This window comes from Pseudarthrobacter sp. Pseusp20, assembly GCF_059492155.1.
Map to the genome: position 1 here is coordinate 2,206,190 of NZ_CP168521.1, position 24,817 is coordinate 2,231,006.

Here is a 24,817-nt window from a genome sequence, read left to right on the forward strand (position 1 = left end):
GCCAGTGAGTTCCCGGGCTGCCAGCGACAATCCGCTCGTCACCGCTGCCCTCGTTGGAGCGGCGGCTTACGTAACTCTCTGCGCGTTGGTGCAGGCCGCGGCGCAGCTCGCGACCTCTTGGCACTGCGGCGCCTTGCCGCCGTCGCCCTTCAACCCGGGTGCCGTCGTCGGACTTTTGGCCAACAGGATGGACTGGATAGTCATCCGCAGTGGGGACTGCGCAGTCGGCACGGACAGCGTTTGGTGGATCCTGGCTCCGGCCCTGCTGCTGGTCGGAGCGCTCGCCGTGGCTGCGCTGGTTGCGTGGAGGCGGTGGAAGCAATCGGGGGCATGGCTCCGGCAGGACATCCTGAACCGGGACGGCGTTGCCCGTCGCGCCGAAATCGTCCACGATTTTGGGGCGAGGGCGGTGCAGAAGCGGGGGAAGTTCACGCGCCCGGGACTGGTGAAGCCTTCGGTGCAGGATCTGTCCTGGACCCTGGGCCGATCCCGCGGCGTCACGGTCCACGTTTCCACTGAAGAATCGATGGTGATCCAGGGTGCTCCCCGGTCCGGCAAGGGCCTCTACGTGGTCATCAATGCGATCCTCGACGCGCCCGGTGCCGTCGTAACGACGTCTACGCGGGCTGACAACCTTGTAGTGACCATGAAGGCAAGGGCTTCTGACGGGCGCCCGGTGACGGTGTTCGATCCCCAAGGCATGTCAGGCTTGCCGTCGTCCCTCCGCTGGTCACCGGTGCGGGGATGTGAGGACCCGGACGTTGCCACCCGGCGAGCGCTGGTCATTACCGCGGACACGGAGATGAAGGGCGAAAACGCTGCGTGGCAGAAGCGCTCGCTGATCGTCCTCCAATGCCTGCTCCATGCTGCTGCCCTGTCCGGCGAGGGAGTGGCTGCATTCCGACGCTGGTCCTCCAGCCCTGTGCTTGCCCGGGAAGCGCTGGAAGTCCTGGGCACGCCTGGCGCGGCGCTTGGTTGGCAGTCAGACCTGATGGGAATCCTGGAAGACGACCCGCGGAATACCTCGAACTCCTGGATCGGTGTCTCGGCAGCGGTTGCCCCGCTGTCTTCACCGAAGGTTTTGGCTGCACTGAACCCGCAGGATGAGTCCGAGGAGTTTGATCCGAAGGCGTTCATTCGGGAACGGGGCACGCTCTATTTGATCGGCACGCGCGCAGGCGCGGCTGCTGCCGGTCCATACCTGTCCGCCCTGATCGACGACATTGACAGCGCGGCACGCGAAATGGCGTTCGTTTCGCCAGGCGGCAGGCTTGAGCCGCCGCTGTCCCTCATACTCGATGAGATCGCCAACCTGGCTCCCTGGCCGGGCCTACCCGTGGCGCTGGCTGATGGCGGCGGCATCGGCATCTCCACCCTCGTCGTCCTCCAATCCCTTTCTCAGGCCCGTTCGGGCTGGTCCATCGATGAAGCGTCAACAATATGGGACTCCGCCATCATCAAGGTGATTTTCGGAGGCGGATCTGACGAACACGACCTCCGATCGCTCGCCGGTCTGCTCGGCGAGCGCAGCCTGACGCTCACCACGCGTTCCTGGTCGTCACAGGGCCGGCAGGACGGTGAACAGCTTCGCGACCGTCCGGTGATCGCCTTGGACGAGATTCGACGCCTCCCTGCTGGCACCGCACTCATGCTGGGTCGGCGCACGCGGCCTATTTTGTTGGATCTCCTGGAATGGCACAAGCGCAAGGACGCCGGGGAACTGCGCCGCCTGAAGGCTGAGATGGAGCGCCTGTTGGCCGACGGGCACAAGCAGCGTCAACAGAAGACCGAAGGGGCTCCTGATGCATAGCCGTGACAACGTCGACGAGTTTGATGTTCCCTCCTCGGGTTCCTTTGGGGACGACGAGATTACTGCACAACTTTTCAGGTCGGCATTTGCCGGACAGGCTGGGCCCAAGTCCGTGACCCGCCGCTGGCGGGAGATGACGACCGAGCAATCACAGGAGGCATGGCGATCGCTATTTGCGTGGGTGCGATGGCTCGTGGCCACCTACCAACTGACGACGTCGGTCGTCCCGGACTGCTGGTGGCGTCACCCTGAGATCGTGGCTGAGTTGTACGCGCTTCACCGCGCGGAGTTGGCCTCCTACACAACGGACGATCCTGGCTTCGGGCCGCTCGCCTTCCATGAAAGGCTCCCACACGCCGTCGAACGTCTTAGGACGCACACCAGGGCGGCCGGATGCGTAGGACTGCAGGCACACAAGGATCCCGCACCGCGCATGCTTGCGACCGACGATCCGGCCTTCCTCGACTGGTGCAAGGCGGCCCATCAATTGGTTCCCGAATTCTGAGTCATGTCGCTCCAATGACCTGGTCGCCATGAACTGGTGTCTGCGCAGCTGAGCTGCGGTCCAAGAAACAGAAGGGTGGCTGTCGTGGCCGCTGCACCCGAAGTTCCGTCAAGCCCCTCCGCTGGCCCGAACTCCCAGTTGGAGCCTCAGCGACTGGCGCCCGAGGAACGTGTTGCTGCCTTGATGGACGGACTGCACTCGATTCTTGAAAAGGCTGTCGAGGCGCCATCACATTGGCAGGTTCTCCTTGACGCTTCCGCCAGCCTGTGGCGCTATTCCGGCGGGAATGTTGCCCTGCTGATGATGCAGATGGCACAGCGCGGTACCGATGAGCCCACGCTCGTGGCGGGCTTCAAGGAATGGGAGCGGCACGGGCGGAATGTTATTCGTGGTGAGCATGCCTTGTGGGTGATTGCGCCAAGGACGGCCCGCGTTCAACAGCTGCTCTTGCCGGACGGCACGCGTCACCGCATCCCTGTTGGCGACAAGGCTCCCAACGGCGCCGTTGACGAGGGGAAGAAGACGCTCATCACTGGCTGGCGGGGCCAGGCTGTCTTCGACGTCTCCCAGACCGAGGGTACCCCGCTGCTGGTTCCTCGATCAGCTGGGCTCACGTCAGTCGAGGTGCCGCGGCTGTGGGAGTCGCTGGCTGAAGTTGCCCGCGCTCACGGCTTCTCAGTGCAAGTCACGGACTCGCAGTTCGGGCTCACAAGCGGCTTCACGGACTTTGCCCAGCATTGCGTTCAGGTGGGTGGCTGGCTGAACTCAGAGGAACGCGCAGCGGTGCTCGCGCATGAGCTCGGGCACGTTTTGCTCCACGGCCCGAACGACAATGTGGGCAAGTTGTATGGAAGCAGCGTGGACCACCGCGGGCTGGCCGAAGTCGAGGCGGAGTCAGTGGCCTACACGGTGCTTAAGGCGCACGGAATTGATAGAGGGCCTCAATCAGCAAGCTATCTGTCGGGCTGGGCTGATGCAGTTATCGAAGCGGAGCAGTCAGCAGCCGAGGCTACTTCTGGAAAGTCGCCGGCCTCACGCGTGGATATTGCCAAATCAGTGCTCGGCCGGGTGACGGCCGCAAGCAAGGAAATTCTTGAAATGACCGATCCGCCAGGACTGGGCGGGAAGGTTCCGGCTGCGGAAGCCTCCCTGCACGTTGAAGGCCAGGAAACATATGCGGGCGTGAAACCGGCAGAGGAACCATCGCGTGGCCTGGAGATTTCTGGCCCGTAAGACCGGCTTTGAAGCGTGGGATGGGAAAGTCCCGTCCGCGAAGGAAGGACGCACGATATGAGCACCAAAATACCGATCAACATCGCCGGCAACCTCGTAGCAGATCCGGATCTGACCTACGGTGAGTCGGGGGTGGCCCACACCAAGCTCCGCGTTGCGGTGAACCAGCGTGTCCAGGGGCCAGACGGATCCTGGCATGACGGGGAACCTGTTTTTCACAACGTCTCCGCGTTCCGGGCGCTCGCCGAGAACGCCTCCAATTCGCTGAAGAAGGGCGACCCCGTCACCGTTTCGGGTGAGCTGGAATTCCGTTCCTTTGAAAAGGGTGGGGAGCGGCGTGAGGCTCGTCGGATCGTAGCCGAGACCATTGGCCCGGACCTTCGCTTTGGTACCGCTGCATACCAACGTTCTGCGCGTGCCGCTGGGCCTGGCGCTTCCACCGAGGCAGGCCTGCAGGAGGCGCCGGAGCCGACGTACAACATCGCAACCAAGGGGCCGGTGTCGGTATCCCGTTTCGGCGAGCCGGCACGGAATGAGGTTAGTCTCTGACCCTGCGCCGTTGGGTGAGTCTCCTGGGCTTGCCCGCGAGTGAGACATGGCAATGGCCTGGTCCTTCCGCGGAGGACCGGGCCATTGTCTTGCTGTCACGCTGATGGACCGCGATGCTTGCTATAGCCGCGAACTGCCCTTCCATTCGTCCGGTTCCACCCGCTTGATGCTCGAAGAGTGGGCCCATCCCATGTGGTACTTGCCGGAGGAATCCAGCCATTCGATAAGACCGTACTTGTGGGTCCAGCCAACGGCCTTGCCATAGATTCCGCCGACATACACTAACGGCCGGGCATACTTCGGGAAGTCCCGAATAGGCGCCGGATCATCGATCGGACGGCTGGACTCAGCGTCCATCCGGGCCGTCATGCGCTCGAGGTCTTCTGGCGAGCCGGACTTGATCACGCAAACAACTATAGAACATATGTTCGAACAAGGGTTTGGGACCAAGTCAGCGGCAGGAGCTTCAGGTATTCCGCACCCTCGCAACGGATGGCGTTACAGGAGCCGCCCCGCGCCCTTCGGCAGGAGCCCAGGCCAAACAATCGACCGCCTGAATGAAGTACGTGTCCGGCCATGGCGCGCCAGGCATAACCTGGGCTGGGTCCGGGGAGATGAGCAGGACCGATCCGGGCCAGATCGGTTCCGGAAGCGACTCCAGCCAGGCCCGCTGAGTGTGGTTGAAGCGATTCCATCTGATCGTGACCCAGGAGCCGGTGGGCTGCACTGCGTCAACGCTAACCAGCGTCACCTCCGCTGATGTGCCGCCAAGCGCTTTGGCATTGCTGAAGGATCTCCACTGTTCCGTCGCCTGTTCCTGCCAGGCCCGACGTTGTCTAGTCCGTCGCCACCATTGCCATCCGGTAAGCGATGCAACCGCGAACAGTGTGGCCTCGCCCAATAACTTTCCAAAGACGGGGACGCCGGCGGAGGGCAGGAGAACCAGACAAAGGGCAGCCGCGGTTAGAACAGCCACGCTGGCCAGTACCAACCCGGCTGTCGCAACTCTCGGTTTCACCGCTGGGTTCACGACCAATGTTCTGCCTCTACATCAGCTTAGATCTGCCAGTCTGAACTAGTAAGGACGACTTGCTGGGATCGATGCATATCGGGTGGACTCATCTCTGGATGAGGGGCAGCCTGACAGCGTCTGGCTCTCTCAATTGCTTCGTGGAGTCTTTGCCGCTGGCCCAGCTGTTCCCACTCGTAGTCCGCCGGGCGACCTCCCAACGGCAGGTGAGAATCGTAGATTCCCCATCTGTCCCGGAACAGGGCAACGTCACGAACCAGCTGGCCGAAGGAGTCTGTAGCACCCACGGCCGCTGTTAGCTCGTCCTTCCACGGAACATCCTGCGTCAGGGCAGCCCAAGTGACAATTTCCGTCCTTTGCCTGATGCGTTCGCGGACCTGGACGATCATGTCTGTCAACTCGGGTCCAAGCACAGGGAACGATTCGCGCAAAGGGTCTATCGCCGTCGATGGTGTTCCTTTTGCGCAGCGACGAAGCCGCGCGCTGAGGTGCGCCATCGGGTCGTGCACTGAATGTCTGTCCTGCACGGTCCGCTCCATGACTCGCTCTGCGCCGTGACGGCCCCATGCTGTGGCTTTGCGCCAGGCCGCAACTGCGGCGCCCCACGACGGTGACGCGCTTAGCCCGGGGACTGCAACCGGGTCAATTTTTCCCAGACAACGTCTGAGGTCCTCGCCAGCAGCAATCTGCGCCAGATAGTCGTACTCGGCGTACAGCCGTTCAAGGTTGTCCGCCTTCATCCTCTCTGTTTCACGGACCTCGTGTGCAGTCCGCTCCGCCCCCTCTGCGGCCAGCACCTCACCGAGGATGCTGCGCCACGACAAATGCTGCGAAGGATCCACGGCCTGATGGTCAGAGTCGTCGCCCTCGCTGACATACGCGAAGTTCCCGGACCGGCCGCGGGTCATGCTCACGTAGAGCAGTTCGCGGGTCAGCCGTCCTTGGGTGACCACGGTGTGCCCGGTATCGACCGTAAGGCCTTGGGATCGGTGGGCCGTAGTCGCGTAGCCGAGCTCAACGTACCTCTCCAGATAGGCCCGGGGGAGTACGACGCTCGCCCCAGTCTGCCGCCGCACTGCGAGAACCGAACCATCGTGCCTGTTGACGGCCCTGACATCGAACAACGTGCCGTTTCGGACAAATTCGCCTTCGCTGTCGATTAGTCGGCGATTGTTGCCGCGGGCGATGATGGTGTCGCCGGAGCCAGCCTGCAGGCCATCGGTGAGGTGGGCAGTTAACTCTGCGTCCACAACTCCCTGGGCAACCAGGTCCGCTCTTGCGCGCTCGTTGAGCATGTTCACGGTCTCGTTGTCAGCGGCGATCAGGATTGACGACTTCCCCGACTGCATGTCGGCCTGCCACGCAAGATACGCCTGGTCCAGCATGCCTAGGTAGGATCCGTGCCGGATCCGCCGATGCTGCTCGTAGTCCTCGATGGCTGAGTAGTCTCCCGCCCGAAGCTTGAGGGACGATGAGCGCTCCCACTCCTCGTGGAACCTCCAGATAGTCCTGAGGCGCGTCGCTAATCCCTGGCGGTCAAGCCAGCCGAGGACGCCGCCAGCGTCGATTGCGTCCAACTGGCCTGGGTCTCCCACCAGGAGGATCTTCCCACCGGCTTCCTTTGCTTGCTGCACGAGGCCAGCAAGCTGAAAGGTGGACACCATGGACGCTTCGTCAATGATGACAAGTTGGTTCGGGTGGAAGCACCAGCGCTGTTGGGTTGCGGCTAGCCGGGCAGCTTCCTGGGCACATGCGATGCTCCGGCGGTCACTGTACGTGGACGAACCTAGGAGTTCCTGAATGTGGAAGAAGCGCTCAGCCCTGGTAGCTGCACCCTGACCCATTGACTCGTGCAGCCACTTGGCGACGTTCTCGGTGGTTACGTGCAGTTCGTGGCTCAGCACAGCTGCGCTCGCCGCAGCTGGAGCAAGCCCGATGACACTCCCAGCTCCATGCTCTGCTTCCCATAAAGCCTTCACTGCACTCAACGTGGTGGTTTTTCCCGTTCCCGCCGGACCGGCGATGGCGTCCAGCCGGTTTCCGCTAAGGACGACGTCCGCAACTGCCGCGCGCTGATCGGCATGTAGCCTCGGCACTTGCAGACGGCCGCCGCTGTCCAGCGAGTCCATGATGACTGCTGGGCGGACAGCCGGTCCGCCCTTGTCCTTCCTTGCTGTCATGATGGCGTCCTCGCAAGCGAGTGTTGAAGCGTCGGTGTAGAGGCGTGACCCATGGAAGTCGAAAACGCTCCGCTGGTTGAGCTGCAGGTCCGGGCCAGCGTTCGGTGGAAGGGAGTAGCGGTACTCGTTCAGGGGCACTGATTGTTGTTCGGCAGCGGTTGCGACTGCATCTATCAGAGCGGCCCGGTCTGATGAGGTGCTGCAACGGATTTGGGCGCAGACTCTCTCCGCTTCTGCAAGTAGGTTCCAGCGGTTCCAGGTTGAGCGTTTTCCGGCAACCCGTTCCCTGGCGATGGTCGCGACAGCGGAGGTCCAGTCGGGAGTGAAGTCCAGGAAGGTAAAAGGGGCGCCGCGGGAGCGGTTGATGGTGTGGGCGAGGACGTCGGATGGCTGAAAACCTTTGGCAATTGCTCGAGTCTGCCATTGTTCAGAGAGCTGGTGCAGCGGTGTGGGACACTCGGGCTTCGGGGCGCGAGTAGAAAGGGTAGCCTGCTGGCGGAGTTTGATGGTGGTCGTAACCGAGGGAGTCTGACCGTGATCCTTGCTCCACGCTGCCACAAGACGATCAGTTTCCAAGTCAATGAGGCGGGAGCGATTGGAGAATTCGCGGATGAGTTCTTCATGGATCCCGGTGAGCTGTTGGCTGGGGTTGTGCGTTGTGGTGAGGGGAGCGCGGATCTCGGGGTCGCACCCAAGGTCCCGTTGGAGGGCGTCGAACAGCAGGCCGTTGTAGTGTTCGCTCGCCGCGACCGCTGCTTTGTACAGAGCCCGGGAGTCGAGGGTGACCCAGGCTCCGTCCGTGACACGTTGTGTGCGGTTGGCGATAACAAGGTGGGTGTGGAGCTGCGGATCCCCGGTTCGTGACTCCCAATGGTCGAACGCGGCGGCAACAGCTCCTTGCGTGCCGATATGGGCGACTCCGTTACGGCCGGCCCTTGTGTGGATGACGTTCTTTTCCAGCCACGCAAGGGTCGCCTCTACCGCTTCGTGGTGGGTTCGCAGGATCTGCTGCTGCTTGCTGTGCGGGCTCAGCGCCCAGAGTACGGACACCGACTTTGGCACGCTGAACGTCAGGTCGAAGCCAACGACCGCACGCCGTTGAGCTGATTGGCCGGCCTTGTTCTCGACAGCGGCAGATTGGGCGTGCGGCCTGCCCAGGGGAGTGCCGGTCTGCGGATGCACCGCCATGTCAAATACCGCTCTTGCGTCGGTTTCCGTAACGGCGTCACCCAGCGTCTTACCGATGCCGTTTAGTCCGCCGCCAATCCAACGCCCCTGGGGTGTGCCCGCCTTCATGTAGTACGTGGTGGGGTCCGGGGGAGAACCGGAAAAGTCATCCATCATCGTCGTCTTGAACAGGTAGCGCAGACCCGACTGGGCAGACAGACGTGCGATAGACATGGTCACAGTCGGGGTGCCCCTGCTTGCTGTTTGCTTGGATCCCAACCCCGCCGGCGGAGGATGTCCAAGGTTCGGACGTCAAGGGCCACTCCCTTGGCACGGGAGATTGAGACAAGCAAGGCCGCGGTGTGCGCCAGGTCCTGCACATTAGTCCGTTGAGCTCGTTTAAGGCGTGCGACCTCCGACTGGAGGAGGTTGATGCTCAGCCGCTGTTCCGAACTCTCGGCTTCGAGCCGGTCGATCTCTGCGGCTTGAGAGCGGAGCTTGGACTGAACCACTTGGCGTTGGCGCTCGCAGGATATCCTCTCGGACTCCAGACGACGCTTCGTAGCCTGCAACTGCGCTTTGAGGAGCGGCGAGCTCAAAGTTGTTGCCGGCACTGTAGAAGGTCGAATTGTGGCTCGGTGGCGACGACTCCGGTGCCTGTTCGCGCAACGTTGGGAGCAGAACCGGTGGCTCCTCCGCGTCGCTTCGAAAGTGGTACGGCACTCTTCGCAATTCTTCTGGTTCACGTTGATTCATCAGCGAGGCTCAGCGGGGCAACATGACTGGCCGTGACAGCATCTAACGCTGGCGCCTTGGATGCCAGAGGTGTGAGGGCTGGATTCTAACGAGGAAGGTGGGGCGTGGAGCGGCTCTCGAGTAAGAGCTCGGCGCGTTCGACTACCGACAAGTGGTGTACGTTGAGGCGCTCGCGGGCTAGGGGACTCGCCAATTCACAGTCTAGGATTTCGACTAGATGCCGGTGAAGCTGGGCTTCCGCGTGGCGGGAGAAGAACACGAGCAAACCGGGGCGGTGGTCCTGCAGGACCAGCTCACGCTGGCAACTTGTCACGTCATTCCAAATTGGCTTGATCTGCATGAGAAGTAGCCTTGCCCGCAGCGCGAAGATGCCCTGCCGGAGGCGTCCCGCCATGCGGGGGAGAAGTAGTCCAAGACTGACCAGGAGCACAGCAGCCGTCTCTCCGATCCAGTAGAAGCCTGTCAGTGCGGCAGCTGTTTGACTGTCGGCGCCTTCAGCTGCAAACACAGCGCCGTAGATCAGCCGGTCCAGCAGGACAAGTGCGAAGAGGACGCATCCCCCTGCGATGAGGGAAAAAGCCGACCGGAAGGCCGGTGCGTGCATGTGCGGGACGTTGCTGCGGCAGACCCGGGCTATGTCGAGGCAGACCCACATGATGAAAGCGGAGCCTGTCCAGAGGAAGACTGCCATCCCGGGCTGGTCGGCGTAGGTCAGCGGCAAGTTGGGATCGGTGCCATCCACGCGGCTGGCGAGAAACCCGGCCGTCACTGTGGTGCACACGGCGGCAGCAGCGAATCTGCCCAAGACGAGCTGCCGCCGTCGTACTTCTGTATCTGTAACCGCTGCCAGCAGAATCGCCGTGCGAAACTGCCAGAACCCCAGGAGCAAGGACAAGAGGGTAACCAGCCCGACGCGGTTGTGTCCGCCAAGTAATGGATCGACGGTGTAGTAGACCGCTGGGACATAAAGGGTACAGGCGATCGCAGCGAGGATAGTGGCGCGGAAGACGCTTCCACGGTGAGCATCGAGCGCTGTTGGAAGCCTGAGAACGGTCAGGACCCAGAGTGCGGCGGCAGGGACCGCTTCCATCAGCCGAATACTTGTCGAAATGCCAAGGGCTCGGGCATGGCATCGACGTCGCTGTTGATGATCCGAGTAGCGAGTTGGTCGGCCAAGACTTCAGCCATGAGTTCTGCGCCGTCTGTGTAGCTGCTGCGTCCGAGCACGCGGAGTACGTCCTGGCTCAGGTCAGGCAGGAAGGTCGCGGCAAGGTCTGCGCTACTTTGTTCGAGGTCATGACAGAGAATCATGTGGCTGAACTCGTGAAGGACGATCTGCTGCCGGTGCCAGGCCGACTTCACGGGGGCATGCAACACGATGTCCCGGTCAGCGCAGATGAGCCAGACCCCGCAGAGTTCCGATCCGGATAGGCCGGGTAGTTCGTCGACAATGATGGGGCGGCTTCTTTGCCGTTCCAGTTTGTCCTGAATGAGCTGGAGCGTTGGCGCCTTGGGCAACCCAAAGCCTTGCTCGGCCTTGCGGGCTACTTTTCGAGCTTCACGATAGTTCATTGCTTTGGAAGGTTGACGGGTCAGGGACCTTGACGGGGCCGATTTGATCGAGCGAGTAGCCGCCCGGGTACAAAGACGAGCCGGCCTTTCCTGGCGTGAAATGAGGCTTTCGCTGCAACGGCAGCCGGCGGTGGAGGGCGTTGCGGACTGCCAGAATAATTCCCAAGGTGGCTCGGGAGCCTCGGCCGCTGCGGGGGAGCCCGAGGGCGCCAACGAGCCGGTCATCAGCGAGCATTACACTGATCATTCTTGCAGCGAAGGGTCGTAGAGGAAGCGGCAGACGGCTCTGAAAGACCTGAACTGTCGCGTCCATCAGCTTTTGGCCTTCAATCGATGCAGAGACATGGGTTGCCTCGTATTGGTCGAAGAAACGCTCCGCTTCGGCATAGGTCTCCGGCATACCCTGTACGTTCATCCGGGATCCCAACTCTGCGAAAAAACGGGCTGCAGCGGTTAGCTCTGCTCCTGTGGGCGGGCGCCACCCATGCTGCTGGGCCCAGCGAACCGGGACGACCAGCAGGGTCAGAAGGACGTAGAGGTAATCGTCCGCGCTGCCGGGGACGTTGCGGTGAGCGCGATTGAGCAGGGCGACCATGTGCTCTCCCCGGTCGCTATCGAGGCCGCTTGCGATGAGCTCGTAAATGACGACTGCAGTGTCGTAAGAGCGCTTCATGGGACGCTCCAGGATTTCGCCGTTCCGGTAGAGAGTGGCCGCTATGCGCGGGATAGCAAAATTCCGGTAGTACGAGAGGAAGAAGCCAAGTTCAATGTCTGCCGCCAGATCGTAGAGGACCATGGTGCGGAAGGTGGTTTCCCAGTCGTTCGAGGAAGGGCTCTCCTGGCGCCGGAGGCTGTCAGCGAGGGTGGGATGAATCTTCATCGTGGCCCCCGTTCATAGTGCTTGCTACTGCACGCTCGAACTGTGGGCTGCGAAGGCTCCCCAGCTCGGCTAACTTGCTTACATCCTAGAACTGTTGTCCTCAGCTGGCTAGGTGAATGTAGACGGGTCTACGCAGGTTTCTTGGCGCGGTTGTTGGCCAGTTCTCGCTGCAAGCCCTTTTCCCCCTGCCGCATCATCAGGGCATGTGCTGCTACGAAGGCCGGAGCGGCAACCGGTGTTAGTACGTTCATCCAGCGCTGCGTAGGCCGCACGCGCCACTCTATGTCCATACGAGTTGTCTGGCCTTGTTCCTGGGGGACGAGGCTTACCCGCCCGGTCCCCTGCAAGTGCCCGCCGGCGTCGAACTCTATCTCACGTGGCATGGCGACCTTCGTGGGATGAATGGTAATGGTGAGCGTGTAACCCAGGAACGCCTTGAAGTTTAGGTGGGCCGTGGTGGTCATCAGGATATCCTCCTGCGCGTTGCTCGCGGCTTCGGTTCGCTCCAAGGGCGTAGCGAAGGTGCAGTGCGGCCACCACTGGGGCCAACTCATGTCGGTGTCTGCGATGACGGCCCATACCTCGTTGGGCGAGGCCGGGAGCTGCCAGGTGGAGTTGAGGTCGAAGAGGCGAGACTTCATATTAATATCTTGGCACCAACTCCAGCACGCCCTGCTCCAGCGGCCTCGCGAGGCAACCAAGGAAGGCATTTTCGACATCTCCAGCCTCGTTGAGCATAACTCTGCGCTTCGGGCTGCCGTCGTCGGCACCTCCGAGCTGGTTGTCAGGTCGGACTCTAAGACTCAACAGTGGGCATGTTCAGGAACTGCTTTTCGTACCCTATTCTGACGCGCTTTTCCGCAGCTGCGTGACGTCAGGTTGGGGTGTTCCCCATCTCGACCTTGCATTTGTAGGGGTTGGGCCGCACTGCTTGGCAGACCACCGTAAATACTCCCTAAGCCCGGTTCACGTCCGTCACCATAACGTGCCGGCTCTCGGCTACTTTGCGACACTCTGGGGCGCTGCCCGATGGGCCAGCACGGTATCCCTGCCATGGGGAGGAGCTTCTCGATCGGCTCTCTCCTCTTGTGCTGCTGCAAGTCGTCAGACTCCGGCTCGACTCCTTCCGCAGCCACGGCTGGCGGACCGAGATCTCACCCTACGACCTCCGAGTAACTAGGCGCCCCTGCCAAGGAACATGGCGGCGGGAGGTCGCCCTCCTTGAGAGGCGCCGGCTTATGCCTGAAAGCAATCGCGAACGCTCCCATTGCGCGAGCCCGCTAGCGTGGCGCGGACACTGGCTGCAATCCCCAAGCCTTGGTGCGGGTTCTCCTCGTCGCTAAGACTTGTGACGGGCGCAACGCTAAGCTAGCGTATTCGATGACACAATCCCAGTGAGCGTACGCATATCCCGCTTAACGGGATGCTCCTCCTTTGTCCCTCGGCCACCGCTCGGCCCCGGAAGGTTTTTCAATGTCATCTATTACCAAAGGGCCCTCCACCGTGGGACGGACCAGCCCGGTACCTAAGGCCGCCCTGATTTACTTCTTCGGGGCCCTGGGAGGCATCCTCTTTGGGTATGAAACCGGGATCATCGCCGGAGCTTTGTCCTACATCTATAAGACTCCGGGGTTCCCCCAAGATGCCCTCACCACCGGCTTGATCGTCGGTGGGATTTCCATTGGTGCAATAGTTGGAGCGGTTAGTGCAGGCCGGTTGTCGGACCGTATCGGCCGTCGCCGCGTACTCCTGGCTCTGGGAATTGTTTTCATTGTCGGCTCAGTGGTCTGCGCCGTCGTACCGAACAGCGGTGCTCTAATTGCCGGGCGAGTCTTCCTCGGACTCGGGGTGGGTGGATGCTCAGCGCTGGTGCCCGTATATCTGTCAGAGATGGCGCCTGCGAAGGCGCGCGGCCGCCTCGCAGGTCTCAACCAGCTGATGATCGTCACCGGTTTACTGCTTGGCTACTGTGTTAATTTCCTCCTTGCCCATACCGAAAACTGGCGGCTCATGCTCGCCAGCGGCGCGCTCCCGGCACTGCTGCTCGTTGCCGGCCTTCCCTTCCTGCCTGAGAGCCCGCGTTGGCTGATGACCAAGGGGCGTACAGAGGAGGCGGCGCGCCTGCTCTATGCCACCCGTTCCGCGGAGGAAGCGGCTTCCGACATTGAAGCGATCAGCCGCGTAGACGCCAGAAGCTCGCATAGAGAACTCCTGGCCAGATGGGTACGCCCGGCCGTCATCGTCGGTGTAGGCATTCCCGTCCTGTGCCAGGCCACTGGGCTGAACATGGTGACCTACTACGCACCCACGATTTTCGAAAGCCTGAATTTGCCGCACGAGAATGCGCTGGTATTCACGATTATTCTTGGAACGATCAAGGTGGTATCCGTGGCCATCGGGCTGCAGTTCATCGACCGGGTCGGCCGCAGGACCCTGTTGGTCGGTGGCAGCGCATGCATGGCCATCTGCATGGCCGCAATGGCCTTGGAGGCGGGTAAAGGCGATCAGGCTAACGCGATGTCAATGCTGATCGCTATGTCCGTCATGTTTGTCAGCTACTCCCTTACCTGGGGCCCGGTTAACTGGGTTGTCCTCGGAGAGATCTTCCCCCTCCGCGTCCGTGGCGCCGCCATGGGCATGGCCAGCATGGTCACATGGTTCGCGACGCTAGCAGTTACCTTCGGCTTCCCTCTGTTGCGGGAGTCGATCGGTCTCGCCGGGACGATGGTGCTTTTCGTGGCATGCAATATCGTCGGATTCTTGTTCTGCCTCAAGTTTGTCCCTGAAACGAAGGGCCGCAGCCTGGAGCAGATTGAACAGGACCTCCACGACCGCCATGACGCGAAAGTCGCTGCGACTACTCATTGATCACACGTCCGACCACCGCGACCGAATCATGACGAGACGAGCCCTAGAGGTTAAAAGCACTCTTCTTCTTCGCTTCACCCATCAGCAGTAACGGAGGAGAGCCATCCCTAAAACCGAACGCCTGGTTTAAAAAGGAGCCGTCAAGCCTGCCCGGGATGCCTCGAAGCCTTCATAGAGTACAACGGCAACAAGTCCCATTGATCGGGACTAGGATGTTCCAAGGACTGGGACGACAATCCGGCCCCTAGGTTCAGGACCCATTGGTTTCTCGCTCTATGCCGAGTCCATAGGGACTCTCCGAAGGGCGTGAACCACGGGAGAGGAAACGGTATGGCATCCACTGCGACGGTGGGAAAGGGGTCTTTGGACCGCGGATTGGAACTGTTCAACCACCTTGCCCGAACCAAAGAAGCTTCCACGGCCGACCTGGTCCAAGCGCTGGGAATCAGCCGCAGTGCTACCTACCGGCTCGTGGAGCGCTTGCATGAAGATCAGTACATCATCCAGACCCCCGGCGGCCAGTGGAGACTCGGCCCTTCCATCGCCCGCCTGGCCATGGCTGCGGTGCAATCGGTCGAAGTGATGGACGTTGCTCCGGAGTTACTTCGGGCGCTGGCTCAGCAAACACGTGAGAGTGTGAGCCTCGGCGTACTCAATAGTCAGGAAATTGTCTTCGTCTACCGCGAGCTTGGACCTCAGTCAGTTCGGGTTAGTGCCGAACTGGGAGCTCGCCGCCCGCTGCACGCAACTTCCATCGGTAAGGCCTACTTGTCGGGGATGGGAGAGCATGAGCGCTCAGTGCTGATTCGCCAGCTCGAGCTCCGCCCACACACTCCCCACACGATCACCTCAAAGGCGAGGCTGGAGGATGACATCAGGCTCTCGTTGGAGCGCGGATGGACTGAGGAACACCAGGAGTTCGATCTCTCCAGCACCTGTTGCGGCGCCCCGGTTTTCGATCACTCCGGGCACGTCGTGGCAGCGATCAGTGTCGCCGGTCCTGCCAATCGAATGCAGGAGCAGACGGCTACTTTTGGTCCTCTGGTCTCGGCAACCGCGGCCGCCATTTCCCGCCAACTGGGATACGAACGTCGCAATTAGTGAACGACGTACGGGCTGTTCAACCTTCTGATGGAGTCTCTGAGGAAGCCATGATCGGGCGGCGCTACTGTTCCCGGCGTGCGGCCCGGACGTGCCAGCCGTCTTCGTGGTGAAACATCCGCCTGCCGCCACCATAAGTCAGGTGGAGCCAGAGAATGCGCCGATCGTGAGTGAAATCATCGACCACACCGCGTGCGATGACGAGGGCGTCATCGAGGACTTCAATCTCCTCGCCGCGGCTGAGGCTTCTCCAATGGGACATATCAAGGGTCATTGTTATCACAGACCTTCCATGGATCCATCTCTGTTGCTGCATCGTTTGTTGGTAACCGCTTGTTGCTGATCCTGTGAGCGATTACGGATGAGTAGTGAGCCGGCAGCTAAAACTGCGTTCCTCGCCTGGTTGGACCAGCATTTGTCCTGGGCTTGCCAGTACTTCTCCGCGATAGGACGCCGGTGCCGGCAGGCCTGCCCAAGGCTCAAGGCACACGAAGTCCGCCCCGGGCTGCTTCCACACCGTGAACTGCGCGAAGCCAGCGAGAGCCAGGTCAAGTACCGGGCCTTGAGGCGAGACGTACCGGACGGTACGGCTTTTCATTGACTCAAAAATGATCGCTCCGTCGGCGAACAGGTCTTCGGTCAGCGTCAGGACCTTTTGGTGCACCGGTGTCGGAAACCGGGCAGCTGTGAGCTGCACGTGGGCATCAACCCGCCGGGTGTCAGCAGTTTCCTCCTTGTCGAAGAGTAGCTGCGATCCCGGGGATGGATCCCACCGAAAAGCCGGGTGCCAGCCGAGGGATGCCGGCATGGGGCCGGTGCCCGTATTGGTGAGAGAGAGGGTGAGGTCGAGGGAGGGCCCGGAGATCGACCAGCTGCTTTCCAACGAAAAGGGAAACGGGAACATCGCTTCTGTTACCGGGCTGTTGCGCAGAAGGAAGCGGGCAGTGTGGGCAGTGGTTTCCAGGACCGTGAAATGGTTGTCCCGTGCGAATCCGTGCTGTGTCATCGGGTAGTTCCGGCCCTCGTAGTGCAGGACTTCACTGGGGACCCGCCCGATGATTGGGAACAGTACCGGGGCGTGTCGGGGCCATTCGGGCCCTGCTGACCAGAGCAGTTCTTTGCCAGTGCTGTTTTGGAGGGAGACCAGCTCCGCGCCGAGGGAGTCCAGTACGGCGCGGAGCTGGTCGGTCTGGAGGTGGACCTTCATCAGTCCGTTTCCGGGCTGGTGCAGTAGTCGCAGTTATCCGGGCACTGCCATTGCTGTGCCTGGTAGGCGCTGTCTTCTTGCCGGGTCAGCAGGAGTTCTGTGGTCATGGTCAGGCCGATGGTTGGGGCAGGTTAAGGTGCCCGTTGATTCGGGTGGGAATAGTGATTTTTCCGTCCTTGAGCTCGTCCGGGAGGACGCTGACCGGGGCGTCCTGATAGGTGACCGGGCGCAGGAAGCGGCGAATGGCGGTTGCTCCGACGGAGGTGTGCAGGGAGTTAGTCGATGGCCAAGGCCCGCCGTGGGTTTGGGCCCAGGCCACGCTGACGCCCGTCGGGTAGCCGTTGTAGATGATCCGGCCGGCCCGGGCCCTTCCGAGTTCGGTGAGCCGGTGGGCCAGGTCGTCGTCGTCTTCGCCCAAGTGGATGGTCATGGTTAGGGAGTCCTCGATCATCGACAGTGCCTGTTCGAGTTCGGGTAGCGTCCCGTAGCGGACGATGATAGCAGAGGGGCCGAAGCATTCCTCGACCGTCTCCCGGCGCAGCCGTGTGGCGTCGATGCTGTAGACGGCGGGAGAAACACGGAACCCGCCTTCGTCGGGGACTTTGCCGGTGGCGACCTTGGCCACGTCCTCCTGGTCCTCCAGTGCGCGGGTGATGGCGGCGTAGCTTTCGAAAATCCTGCGGTTCAGCAGGGGTGAGACGCTGGTGGACGACAGATCTTCCGTGAGCCTGGAGACGAGGCTGTCGCCTTCGGGGCCGTGCGGCACGAACACGACGCCGGGTTTGGTGCACAGCTGCCCGGCGGAGGTCGTGATGGAGGCGGCAAGGCCGGCACCGATGTCCGCGCCCCGTTCGGCGGCGGCGCCCGGGGCGACAACCAAGGGGTTGATGCTGCTGAGTTCGCCGTAGAAGGGGATGGGCTGTTCCCGGCGGTTGATCGCTTCCATGAGGGCGTCGCCGCCGCCAAGGGACCCTGTGAACCCGACAGCTTGAATGAGGGGGTGACTGACCAGCGCTGTCCCCGCTTTTTGGCCGAAGACCATTCCCAGGGTCCCTTCAGGCGCCCCGTAGTTGATGGCCGCTGCGGCCATGATCTCGTAGGAGATTTTGGAGGTTCGGGGGTGGGAGCTGTGCGCTTTGAGCACCACGGAGCAGCCTGTGGCGAGGGCCGATGCTGTGTCGCCGCCGATGACGGAGAAGGCGAAGGGAAAGTTGCTGGATCCGAAAACGGCCACCGGGCCGATAGGCTGGAGCATCCGGCGCAGGTCCGGGCGCGGTCCCATTGGAGTCTCGCCGGCGGTGTCGATGGTCGCCTCGAGGTAGCTGCCCTCCAGCAGTACTTCGGCGAAGAACCGCATCTGGAAGCTCGCCCTTTTCAGTTCCCCGGTCAACCGGGTCGGGCCGATTCCGGTCTCCTCGTCAGCGGCCTGGATCAGTTCTTCCGCGTTCAGGTCCAGGCTGTCCGCGAGGACCTGAAGCAGCCCGGCCCGGCCTACCCTGCCGATGCCCTCCAGGTAGGCGAAGGCCTTGCCCGCGCTCTCGACGATGCGGTCAACATCCGCGGGGTTGCTTTCTTCTGCTACCGGGTCCAGGAGGGCTCCGGTGTAGGGGTTGGTGCCTGCGATGGTGGTCATGATGCTGGGGTCCTTGGCTCTGGGGGACGGGTCAGTGGAAGAGTGTGGGGGGAACCGGCGTGGCGTTTCCCGGGTGCATTACCGGCACGCCTTCGACCTGGGGTGCACGTCCCTGGGCCAGCATGCCGCCGTCGATGTTGAAGGCCTGTCCGGTGACAAACGCTGATTCATTGGAGGCCAGGAAGATGACTCCGGCTGCGATGTCTTCGGGTGTTCCTGCCCTCCCCAATGGGATTTGGGCGGCGCGCAGGTCCTTCTTGCCGTCCCACATGGGCGGTTCTCCCTCGACGGCGATTGCGCCGGGGCGCAGGGCGTTGACCCGGATGCCCCACGGGGCGAGGTCGACGCCGACGGCGCGGGTGAAGGACTCCATCGCGCCTTTGACCGAGTCGTAGGGGATGTGATTGCGGTGGGCGCGTTCGGCTCCGTGGGAGCTGATGTTGATGATCGACCCCTTCTTCTCCTGGGCGGCCAGGGCGCGCGCTGTGCGCTGCGTACATCCATAGAGCATGTTCATGTTCTTACTCACGAACAGTTCCCAGTCGGATGGTTCCACTGACAGGAAATTGCCCCATGCGGTGTCACCACAGCGGACATAGGCGTTGTTGACCAGAATGTCGACTGTGCCCAGAGCTTCCTCGGTTTCCGCGAAAACCCGGTCGACCTGAGTGAAGTCGGACATATCGCCAATCGCGGCGAATGCTTCCACGCCGGCGTCCCGCAGCTCATGTACGACGGCCTCAGCTGCCGCCGCATCAACGTCGTTGACGGCGACGCGCGCGCCTTCGGATCCGCACCGGATCGCAATGGCACGGCCGATGTTCCGCCCTGCTCCGGTGACGAACGCGGTCCGGGCTGTGAGGGCCCCGTGCCCTGTGGTGATGCCGGGGGAAGCCCAGGTGGTGGGTTGCTGGTTGTTCATGCCTTCTCTTTCACGGGGAGGTGATGTCCAGTGTGTGTGTGGGCAAAGCCCACATCCTCACTGCATCTTCGTTGATGTCAACGCCAAGGCCGTTCCCTGTCGGAATGGTGACCTGGCCGCTTCGAGCCAGTATCGGCTCCTCTAGAACGCCTTCACGGAAGGGATTCTCTCCCCGGTCGTATTCAAGCAGTGGCGGGTAGGCGTTCCTTTCACCGAAAGGTGATGCCGGGAGGGTGGAGAGCAGTTGCAAGGTGGCGGCCATCAGAACGCCGGTCCCCCAGACATGAGGGGTGACGCGGAGGTTCCACGCGGTGGCCATTTGTGCGATGACCTTCGCCTCCGTGAACCCCCCGCAGACGGAAAGGTTGGGCTGGACAATGTCGACGCGCTTTTCCGCGATGTAGTCGCGGAACCCGAACCGGGTGTAAAGGGCCTCTCCTGCCGCCAACGGAAGGTCCGTATTGTTGCGCAGCATGGCCCACCCGTGTGTTTCGTCCGGCGGCAGGGGCTCCTCGATCCAGGAGGGACTAAACTCCTTTACCTCACGCAGTGAAGCCAGGACCGTGTCCACCGTGGCGTTGGCGTTGTAGTCCACCATGACCAGCCCCCCCTGCCCCAAGAGGTCCCTGGTGAGGCCTGTGCGTTCGACATCGTCATGGACGCCCGAACCGACCTTGATTTTCGCGGCAGTGAAACCTTCGTCGACGGCTTCTTCGATGTAGTCCCGGAGGATCCCGATGTCGTCCGATTCATGGTAGTAGCCGGTGGAGGCGTATGCGGTTACCTCATCACGGATCCGTCCACCGAGCAGGGCCGAAACTGCAACACCGTACGTTCGCGCGGCAGCGTCCCACATCGCGGTATCCAGGCCACTGATGGCTGCAACGTGCAGGCCGCCCTTGGTCAGGTGGTACCCGGCGTTGAGCCGGCTCAGCCAGGCACCTTCCCTGAGTTCCAGTGGCTGGCCGATGACTGCCCGGCCCAGATCTTCGAGGTGGGCCGCGACGACGCGGGGCGGCCCGAAAGATTCGCCCCAGCCGATGATCCCGTCCGAGGTCGTGACCCTGACCAGGGTCGCCGTCCTGGCCGCAACCCGGACCTTGGAGGTGCCGAAGCCGCCGTCCTTCAGCTTGTGCTCGAGCGGAAAAATTTCGATCCGCTCGATGGTGCTCGGCCTAGTCATCGTCTGCGGCACCCTTCACTTGACCGACAATCTGGGTGGGGTTGACGAAGCGAAGCGCGATCATCAGCAGCACCGAAGTCATAACGGTGTAGATGACGGCCATCGCATCAATAGTCTGGGCGCTCCGGATTCCGGTGGAGAATGCAGCCGAGTAGAGGGCGACGATGAGCGTTTCGCTCTTGGGCCCGGCGACAAGGAACGTCAGTTCGAACATGGCCACGGTCCGGACGAGGATCAGCACGCCTGCCGCCAGGATGCCTGGGGTGAGCAGCGGGACAAGGACCATCCGGAACATTTTCCATGTGTTGGCCCCGCACATGCGGGCCGCGGACTCCAGGTTCCTGTCCAGCTGGCCGATGAATGGGGTCATGACAAGGATGACGAACGGCAGGGCCGGAACGAGGTTCACGAGGATGACCCCCGTGAGGGAGCCGGTCAGCTGAAGCTGGTACATCAGTGTCGCCAGGGGGACGCCGTAGGTGATGGGAGGGAGCATGACCGGCAGCAGCATCAGCAGCATGACCAGCTTCTTGCCGGGGAAGTCCCGTCGGGCGAGGGCGTAGGCGGCCGGCACACCGAATGCCAGGGACAGTGCCAGCACGCTGAAGGTCACTTGGAGCGTGGTAACCAGCACCTGGGCGAGGTTAAAATCCTGCCATGCTTGGCCGAACCACTGGACCGTGAAGCCTTCGGGGAGCGGTCCCTTGAACCATGTTGTTCCGAGGGCGTTGACGATGACGGAGAGGATGATCCCGGCGAGGTTCAGGAGGAAGAAGCCGACGGCGACCCAGACGGTGATCTGGAGCAGCGAGCGTTTGTTCTTTACAGGTGCCGGTGGCGCCTCGCTGGCCCTGCGGGACGTGCTTGAGGGGGTTGTTGTGGTTGTCATGGTCAGCCCTTGCCTCCTGCTGTGGATCCTTCATAAAAGCGGCTGCGCAGGAACAGGACCGCGCCGATGATGACCATCTCCACTACACCCATAATGACGGCAATGGCCGAGGCGAGCGAGAAGTCGTATTGTTCGAACGCTGCCTGATATGCCGCGATGGACAACACGCGTGTCGAACCGGTCGGTTCGCCCACGAGGTTCGCTGAGGGGAAGACGCCGAATGCCAGGACGAACGTCAGGCAGAAGGTCATCGCCAGACCCGGTGCGAGCAGCGGCATCACGATGTACTTGGTGCGCTGCCACTTGGTTGCACCGAGGGTGGCGGCGGCCCGCTCCAGTGTCGGGTCAATGCCGGAAAGGTAGGACAGGGTCAGCAGGAAGGCAAAGGGAAAGCCGGTGATGATCAGGGAAAAGAGCACGCCTGCGTAGTTGTAGATCAGCCGTACCGGTTCATCGACGAGCCCGAGGCCCAGGAGTGCCTGGTTGAACCACCCGGTGGGGGAGAAATAGCGGAGCAGGCCATCGGCGACGAGCACCGTGCCGAGGCTGACGGGCAGTACCAGGACTGCGGTGAGGAGCCGCTTGCCGCGGAACTTCCGGCGCATTTGCATCGCAATGGGGACGGATGCGCCGACGTTGATCAGCGCGGCCGGCAGTGCCAGCCCCAATGTCTTCCAAATGGTGGAGGACTGGAACGGGTCAGTGAAGAAGTTCACGTAGTTGACGAATGGCCCGCCACCTTGGAGCGGGTCCATCGAGATGCTGACGCCGTAGAACATCGGGTACACGAAGAGTCCGCCGAGGAGCAGAACGGCCGGGAGCAACAACACCAGCAAAGGGTCGATGCCGCGGTCCGCCAGCTTGTGCCGGAAATTCAGCGTAGGGGCGTCCGTGCGGTTGGTAGTGGTGGTCACGAGAAGACCTCGACCTGGACGGCTGCCGCAGCCTGGACGACGTCATCAGAGCATTCATCGCCGGTGAAGAGCAGCGCACTGTAGGGGGAGAACCCTACTTCGAACGTGTCACCGGCGCTGACGCGGTCCTTGAGGCGGAGGTGGATGACCTCTCCGGCCTCCGTGACGCCTTCGACGACAAAGCTGTGTCCGGAGAACTCCACGACTACCGCACGGACTCGCAATGAGTTTCCGTCCACGGGGCCGAGCTGGAAATCTTCCGGGCGGATGGCCATGATGGCGTTGCCTCCCTGGATCGGGCGCTGGGCCATGACTTGGAAGGAATTGCCGTGGGAGCGGGCGTCTACGATTCCCTGCTGACCCGTTGGTGAGGAGGCCTCGACAGAGAACAGGTTCCGGAACCCCATGAAGGACGCGACGTAGGTGTTGATCGGCCGGTTGTAGACCTCTTCGGGCGGCCCCACCTGGTCGACCTTAGAACGGCGCAGAACCACCACTCGGTCAGCGAGGGCCAGTGCCTCTTCCTGGTCGTGCGTGACGTAGATCGTGGTGAGCTTCAGGCTCTGATGCAGCCGCCGGATTTCTGTGCGCATCTGAAGTCTGAGCTTGGCGTCCAGGTTGGAGAGGGGCTCGTCCATGAGAACGAGGCGGGGCCGGAGGACCACGGCGCGGGCTATTGCCACGCGCTGCTGCTGGCCGCCCGATAGTTGGCCGGGGAGCTTGGAAGCGTGCTCCTGCAGGTCCACCATCGCCAGGGCCTCATCGACCCGGGAGCGCATTTCCTGTTTGTTCACTCCCCGGACCTTCAGGCCAAAGCCGACGTTGTCGCGGATGCTGAGGTGGGGAAAGAGCGCGTAGTTCTGGAACACCATGCCGAACTCACGTCGTTCCGAGGGCAGGGTGTCGATCCTGACGTCGTCGGCCCAGATGGCGCCTTCGCTGAGCGGCAGCAAGCCGGCGAGGCAGCTCAGAGCCGTGGACTTTCCGCAGCCGGACGGGCCGAGGAGAGCGATGAACTCTCCGCCTTCGATGGTCAGGTTCAAATGATCCAGGGCTGTGATGGGCCCGAATTTTCGGGTGACGCCCTGCAGCCGGAGTTGTCCGAGCTGGGGTTTGGTATTAATGCTGGTCACGTCGTTGTCTCCTAGGGATTAATACTTCGCCGGTTACTTTTTCTGCACCTTGGCGCCGCCGATGTTCCTGTCCCAGAGGTCAAAGGCAGAGACCATGGCATCAGCTTCGAGCGGGATTTCCAGCGGCTGGCTCTTGATCAGCTCGTCATAGATGGGGCGGCCGAACTTCTTGATCAGGTCTTGGCTCTCCTGGGGAGCCATGGACAACGGCACATCCTTGACGGCAGGTCCCGGGTACAGGTAGCCGGAATCGTAGGTGAGGGCCTGCTGCTCAGGTTTCAGCGCATACTTCATGAAGTCCAGGACGACGGCCAGGCGCTGGCCTTCGATGCCCTTCGGTACGGTCATGAAATGGCCGTCACCGACCCAGGTGAAGTTCTTGAATGCGCTGACCTGCATCTCAGCGGGTACTTGGCCGATGGCACGTGGGTTGATGTCCCAGCCCGTCGTGGTGGGAACCATCCACCGGTTTCCCTGCGCCAGCTCGCTCATTGTCTGGGCGGTGCCAGTGGGGTAGTAGTCGATGTAATGGTTCAGTTCCGCCAGGTAGGCCCAGGTCTTTTCCCAACCGTTGACGGGGTCTTTGGGGTCCTTGTCGCCAAGCATGTAGGGCAGCCCCATAAGGAACGCCCGTCCTATGCCTGAGTTGGCAGGCCGGGCGTAGAAGAACTTGTTGGGATTGGCCTTCGCCCAGTCCAGAAGTTCCTGGGGTGTTTTGGGCGGGTTAGGCACCTTGGCGGGATCGAATTCCAGAAGGGGACCGCCGGGGTAGAAGACGAAGGAAAGGCCTTTGCCCTGGGCGAGCTTCTGAAACTTACTGACGTTCGCGTCGTAGAGGGTGGCGGTGTCTGGAAGGTTGGCTTTCTGCTGTCCGAGGAGGTCGTACCAAACGTCCTGTTTCAGGCCTGAGGCCATCCCGTCAGAACCTGTCAGGACCAGGTCGATGTCGAGTCGTCCGGCCTTTTGCTGCGCCTGAAGCTTGCCGACAAGTTCGGGGGCGTTGACCTTCTGGAAAGTGAATTCCTTGACCAGGTTGGGGTGTTCCTTCTGGTAGTTGTCAAAGATCTTCTGGCTCAGCTGGAGGTTCCCTGCGACGTCCACGACGTTGATGGTCAGCGGCTCAGTAGGCAAGGCGACTGCACCGGCGGGAGCATCGGCTGCGGCGGGGGGTTTAGGTGCGCCGCATCCGGTGACCAGCATGGCACCGGCCAGTGAGATGGCGGCAAGGGTCTTCAAGTACTTCATTGGAGTCTCCGTTGTCTCGTGCCCGTCGTCTTCGGCGGGC

General features: G+C 62.0%; 21 protein-coding genes. 6 read left to right on the forward strand and 15 right to left on the reverse strand.

What is annotated here, in order from left to right; all coding sequences use genetic code 11:
• Nucleotides 1–4: 4 nt before the first annotated feature.
• The 4 genes from ACEN9K_RS10220 to ACEN9K_RS10235 all read left to right on the forward strand — a co-directional run bounded on the left by ACEN9K_RS10220 (nucleotide 5) and on the right by ACEN9K_RS10235 (nucleotide 4,097).
• The gene (locus ACEN9K_RS10220; protein WP_495635655.1) at nucleotides 5–1,810 is read left to right on the forward strand and encodes a type IV secretory system conjugative DNA transfer family protein; all 1,806 of its coding nucleotides are present in this window, start codon (nucleotides 5–7) and stop codon (nucleotides 1,808–1,810) included.
• Entirely contained in the window at nucleotides 1,803–2,315 is a 513-nt protein-coding gene (locus ACEN9K_RS10225; protein WP_134164287.1) for a hypothetical protein, read from the forward strand. Before ACEN9K_RS10220 ends, ACEN9K_RS10225 begins: the two co-directional genes overlap by 8 nt.
• An 84-nt stretch (nucleotides 2,316–2,399) precedes the next feature.
• Nucleotides 2,400–3,548, forward strand: a complete 1,149-nt coding sequence (locus ACEN9K_RS10230; protein ID WP_134164286.1) for an ArdC-like ssDNA-binding domain-containing protein — start codon at nucleotides 2,400–2,402, stop codon at nucleotides 3,546–3,548.
• Between the two features lie 57 nt (nucleotides 3,549–3,605).
• Nucleotides 3,606–4,097 (forward strand): single-stranded DNA-binding protein, encoded by a 492-nt coding sequence (locus tag ACEN9K_RS10235; RefSeq protein ID WP_134164285.1) that lies wholly within the window; start codon nucleotides 3,606–3,608, stop codon nucleotides 4,095–4,097.
• 120 nt (nucleotides 4,098–4,217) lie between these two features.
• Here ACEN9K_RS10235 and ACEN9K_RS10240 read toward each other — a convergent pair whose 3' ends face one another.
• From ACEN9K_RS10240 to ACEN9K_RS10265, 6 genes are all read right to left on the reverse strand, one after another.
• Complete coding sequence (locus ACEN9K_RS10240) at nucleotides 4,218–4,502, reverse strand: hypothetical protein (protein ID WP_141181338.1); 285 nt, start codon at nucleotides 4,500–4,502, stop codon at nucleotides 4,218–4,220.
• Between the two features lie 651 nt (nucleotides 4,503–5,153).
• Nucleotides 5,154–8,708, reverse strand: a complete 3,555-nt coding sequence (gene mobF / locus ACEN9K_RS10245) for a MobF family relaxase (RefSeq protein ID WP_134164283.1) — start codon at nucleotides 8,706–8,708, stop codon at nucleotides 5,154–5,156.
• A 607-nt stretch (nucleotides 8,709–9,315) separates the two neighbouring features.
• A complete protein-coding gene (locus ACEN9K_RS10250; RefSeq protein ID WP_134164282.1) occupies nucleotides 9,316–10,320 on the reverse strand; it encodes a hypothetical protein in 1,005 nt (334 codons plus the stop codon).
• The gene (locus tag ACEN9K_RS10255) at nucleotides 10,320–10,802 is read right to left on the reverse strand and encodes a hypothetical protein (protein WP_134164281.1); all 483 of its coding nucleotides are present in this window, start codon (nucleotides 10,800–10,802) and stop codon (nucleotides 10,320–10,322) included. Before ACEN9K_RS10255 ends, ACEN9K_RS10250 begins: the two co-directional genes overlap by 1 nt.
• Nucleotides 10,789–11,682: an oxygenase MpaB family protein gene (locus ACEN9K_RS10260; protein ID WP_495635656.1), complete on the reverse strand. Its 894-nt coding sequence runs from the start codon at nucleotides 11,680–11,682 to the stop codon at nucleotides 10,789–10,791. Before ACEN9K_RS10260 ends, ACEN9K_RS10255 begins: the two co-directional genes overlap by 14 nt.
• A 128-nt stretch (nucleotides 11,683–11,810) precedes the next feature.
• Entirely contained in the window at nucleotides 11,811–12,323 is a 513-nt protein-coding gene (locus tag ACEN9K_RS10265) for an SRPBCC family protein (RefSeq protein WP_166673061.1), read from the reverse strand.
• Nucleotides 12,324–13,155: 832 nt separating this feature from the next.
• Here ACEN9K_RS10265 and ACEN9K_RS10270 point away from each other — a divergent pair.
• Together ACEN9K_RS10270 and ACEN9K_RS10275 are read left to right on the forward strand one after the other, a co-directional pair.
• Nucleotides 13,156–14,550, forward strand: a complete 1,395-nt coding sequence (locus tag ACEN9K_RS10270) for a sugar porter family MFS transporter (RefSeq protein ID WP_495635657.1) — start codon at nucleotides 13,156–13,158, stop codon at nucleotides 14,548–14,550.
• 330 nt (nucleotides 14,551–14,880) lie between these two features.
• Nucleotides 14,881–15,651, forward strand: a complete 771-nt coding sequence (locus ACEN9K_RS10275; RefSeq protein ID WP_134164278.1) for an IclR family transcriptional regulator — start codon at nucleotides 14,881–14,883, stop codon at nucleotides 15,649–15,651.
• Nucleotides 15,652–15,715: 64 nt separating this feature from the next.
• Here ACEN9K_RS10275 and ACEN9K_RS10280 read toward each other — a convergent pair whose 3' ends face one another.
• The 9 genes from ACEN9K_RS10280 to ACEN9K_RS10320 all read right to left on the reverse strand — a co-directional run bounded on the left by ACEN9K_RS10280 (nucleotide 15,716) and on the right by ACEN9K_RS10320 (nucleotide 24,777).
• Entirely contained in the window at nucleotides 15,716–15,925 is a 210-nt protein-coding gene (locus ACEN9K_RS10280) for a hypothetical protein (RefSeq protein ID WP_134164277.1), read from the reverse strand.
• An 81-nt stretch (nucleotides 15,926–16,006) separates the two neighbouring features.
• Nucleotides 16,007–16,858, reverse strand: a complete 852-nt coding sequence (locus ACEN9K_RS10285; RefSeq protein WP_134164276.1) for an aldose 1-epimerase family protein — start codon at nucleotides 16,856–16,858, stop codon at nucleotides 16,007–16,009.
• Between the two features lie 109 nt (nucleotides 16,859–16,967).
• Nucleotides 16,968–18,491: an aldehyde dehydrogenase (NADP(+)) gene (locus ACEN9K_RS10290; protein ID WP_134164275.1), complete on the reverse strand. Its 1,524-nt coding sequence runs from the start codon at nucleotides 18,489–18,491 to the stop codon at nucleotides 16,968–16,970.
• A gap of 31 nt (nucleotides 18,492–18,522) precedes the next feature.
• Nucleotides 18,523–19,413 carry an SDR family NAD(P)-dependent oxidoreductase gene (locus ACEN9K_RS10295; protein ID WP_134164274.1) on the reverse strand — a complete coding sequence of 297 codons (891 nt, stop codon included), beginning with the start codon at nucleotides 19,411–19,413 and terminating at the stop codon, nucleotides 18,523–18,525.
• A gap of 10 nt (nucleotides 19,414–19,423) precedes the next feature.
• Entirely contained in the window at nucleotides 19,424–20,596 is a 1,173-nt protein-coding gene (locus ACEN9K_RS10300) for a mandelate racemase/muconate lactonizing enzyme family protein (RefSeq protein ID WP_134164273.1), read from the reverse strand.
• Nucleotides 20,589–21,485, reverse strand: coding sequence for an ABC transporter permease (locus ACEN9K_RS10305; protein ID WP_134164272.1), 897 nt, complete (start codon nucleotides 21,483–21,485; stop codon nucleotides 20,589–20,591). Before ACEN9K_RS10305 ends, ACEN9K_RS10300 begins: the two co-directional genes overlap by 8 nt.
• Nucleotides 21,486–21,487: 2 nt before the next feature.
• Nucleotides 21,488–22,399, reverse strand: coding sequence for an ABC transporter permease (locus tag ACEN9K_RS10310; protein WP_208324239.1), 912 nt, complete (start codon nucleotides 22,397–22,399; stop codon nucleotides 21,488–21,490).
• The gene (locus ACEN9K_RS10315) at nucleotides 22,396–23,532 is read right to left on the reverse strand and encodes an ABC transporter ATP-binding protein (RefSeq protein WP_285246602.1); all 1,137 of its coding nucleotides are present in this window, start codon (nucleotides 23,530–23,532) and stop codon (nucleotides 22,396–22,398) included. The genes ACEN9K_RS10310 and ACEN9K_RS10315 overlap by 4 nt, the downstream gene beginning before the upstream one ends.
• Nucleotides 23,533–23,565: 33 nt before the next feature.
• A complete protein-coding gene (locus tag ACEN9K_RS10320) occupies nucleotides 23,566–24,777 on the reverse strand; it encodes an extracellular solute-binding protein (RefSeq protein ID WP_134164271.1) in 1,212 nt (403 codons plus the stop codon).
• Between the last annotated feature and the right edge of the window lie 40 nt (nucleotides 24,778–24,817).

Bases quoted from the DNA above. Each gene is read 5' to 3' on its own strand.
- ACEN9K_RS10225 (WP_134164287.1), top strand. From the start codon at position 1,803: ATGCATAGCCGTGACAACGTCGACGAGTTTGATGTTCCCTCCTCGGGT.
- ACEN9K_RS10235 (WP_134164285.1), top strand. From the start codon at position 3,606: ATGAGCACCAAAATACCGATCAACATCGCCGGCAACCTCGTAGCAGAT.
- mobF (WP_134164283.1), bottom strand. From the start codon at position 8,708: ATGTCTATCGCACGTCTGTCTGCCCAGTCGGGTCTGCGCTACCTGTTC.
- ACEN9K_RS10250 (WP_134164282.1), bottom strand. From the start codon at position 10,320: ATGGAAGCGGTCCCTGCCGCCGCACTCTGGGTCCTGACCGTTCTCAGG.
- ACEN9K_RS10255 (WP_134164281.1), bottom strand. From the start codon at position 10,802: ATGAACTATCGTGAAGCTCGAAAAGTAGCCCGCAAGGCCGAGCAAGGC.
- ACEN9K_RS10260 (WP_495635656.1), bottom strand. From the start codon at position 11,682: ATGAAGATTCATCCCACCCTCGCTGACAGCCTCCGGCGCCAGGAGAGC.
- ACEN9K_RS10265 (WP_166673061.1), bottom strand. From the start codon at position 12,323: ATGAAGTCTCGCCTCTTCGACCTCAACTCCACCTGGCAGCTCCCGGCC.
- ACEN9K_RS10270 (WP_495635657.1), top strand. From the start codon at position 13,156: ATGTCATCTATTACCAAAGGGCCCTCCACCGTGGGACGGACCAGCCCG.
- ACEN9K_RS10275 (WP_134164278.1), top strand. From the start codon at position 14,881: ATGGCATCCACTGCGACGGTGGGAAAGGGGTCTTTGGACCGCGGATTG.
- ACEN9K_RS10280 (WP_134164277.1), bottom strand. From the start codon at position 15,925: ATGACCCTTGATATGTCCCATTGGAGAAGCCTCAGCCGCGGCGAGGAG.
- ACEN9K_RS10285 (WP_134164276.1), bottom strand. From the start codon at position 16,858: ATGAAGGTCCACCTCCAGACCGACCAGCTCCGCGCCGTACTGGACTCC.
- ACEN9K_RS10290 (WP_134164275.1), bottom strand. From the start codon at position 18,491: ATGACCACCATCGCAGGCACCAACCCCTACACCGGAGCCCTCCTGGAC.
- ACEN9K_RS10295 (WP_134164274.1), bottom strand. From the start codon at position 19,413: ATGAACAACCAGCAACCCACCACCTGGGCTTCCCCCGGCATCACCACA.
- ACEN9K_RS10300 (WP_134164273.1), bottom strand. From the start codon at position 20,596: ATGACTAGGCCGAGCACCATCGAGCGGATCGAAATTTTTCCGCTCGAG.
- ACEN9K_RS10305 (WP_134164272.1), bottom strand. From the start codon at position 21,485: ATGACAACCACAACAACCCCCTCAAGCACGTCCCGCAGGGCCAGCGAG.
- ACEN9K_RS10320 (WP_134164271.1), bottom strand. From the start codon at position 24,777: ATGAAGTACTTGAAGACCCTTGCCGCCATCTCACTGGCCGGTGCCATG.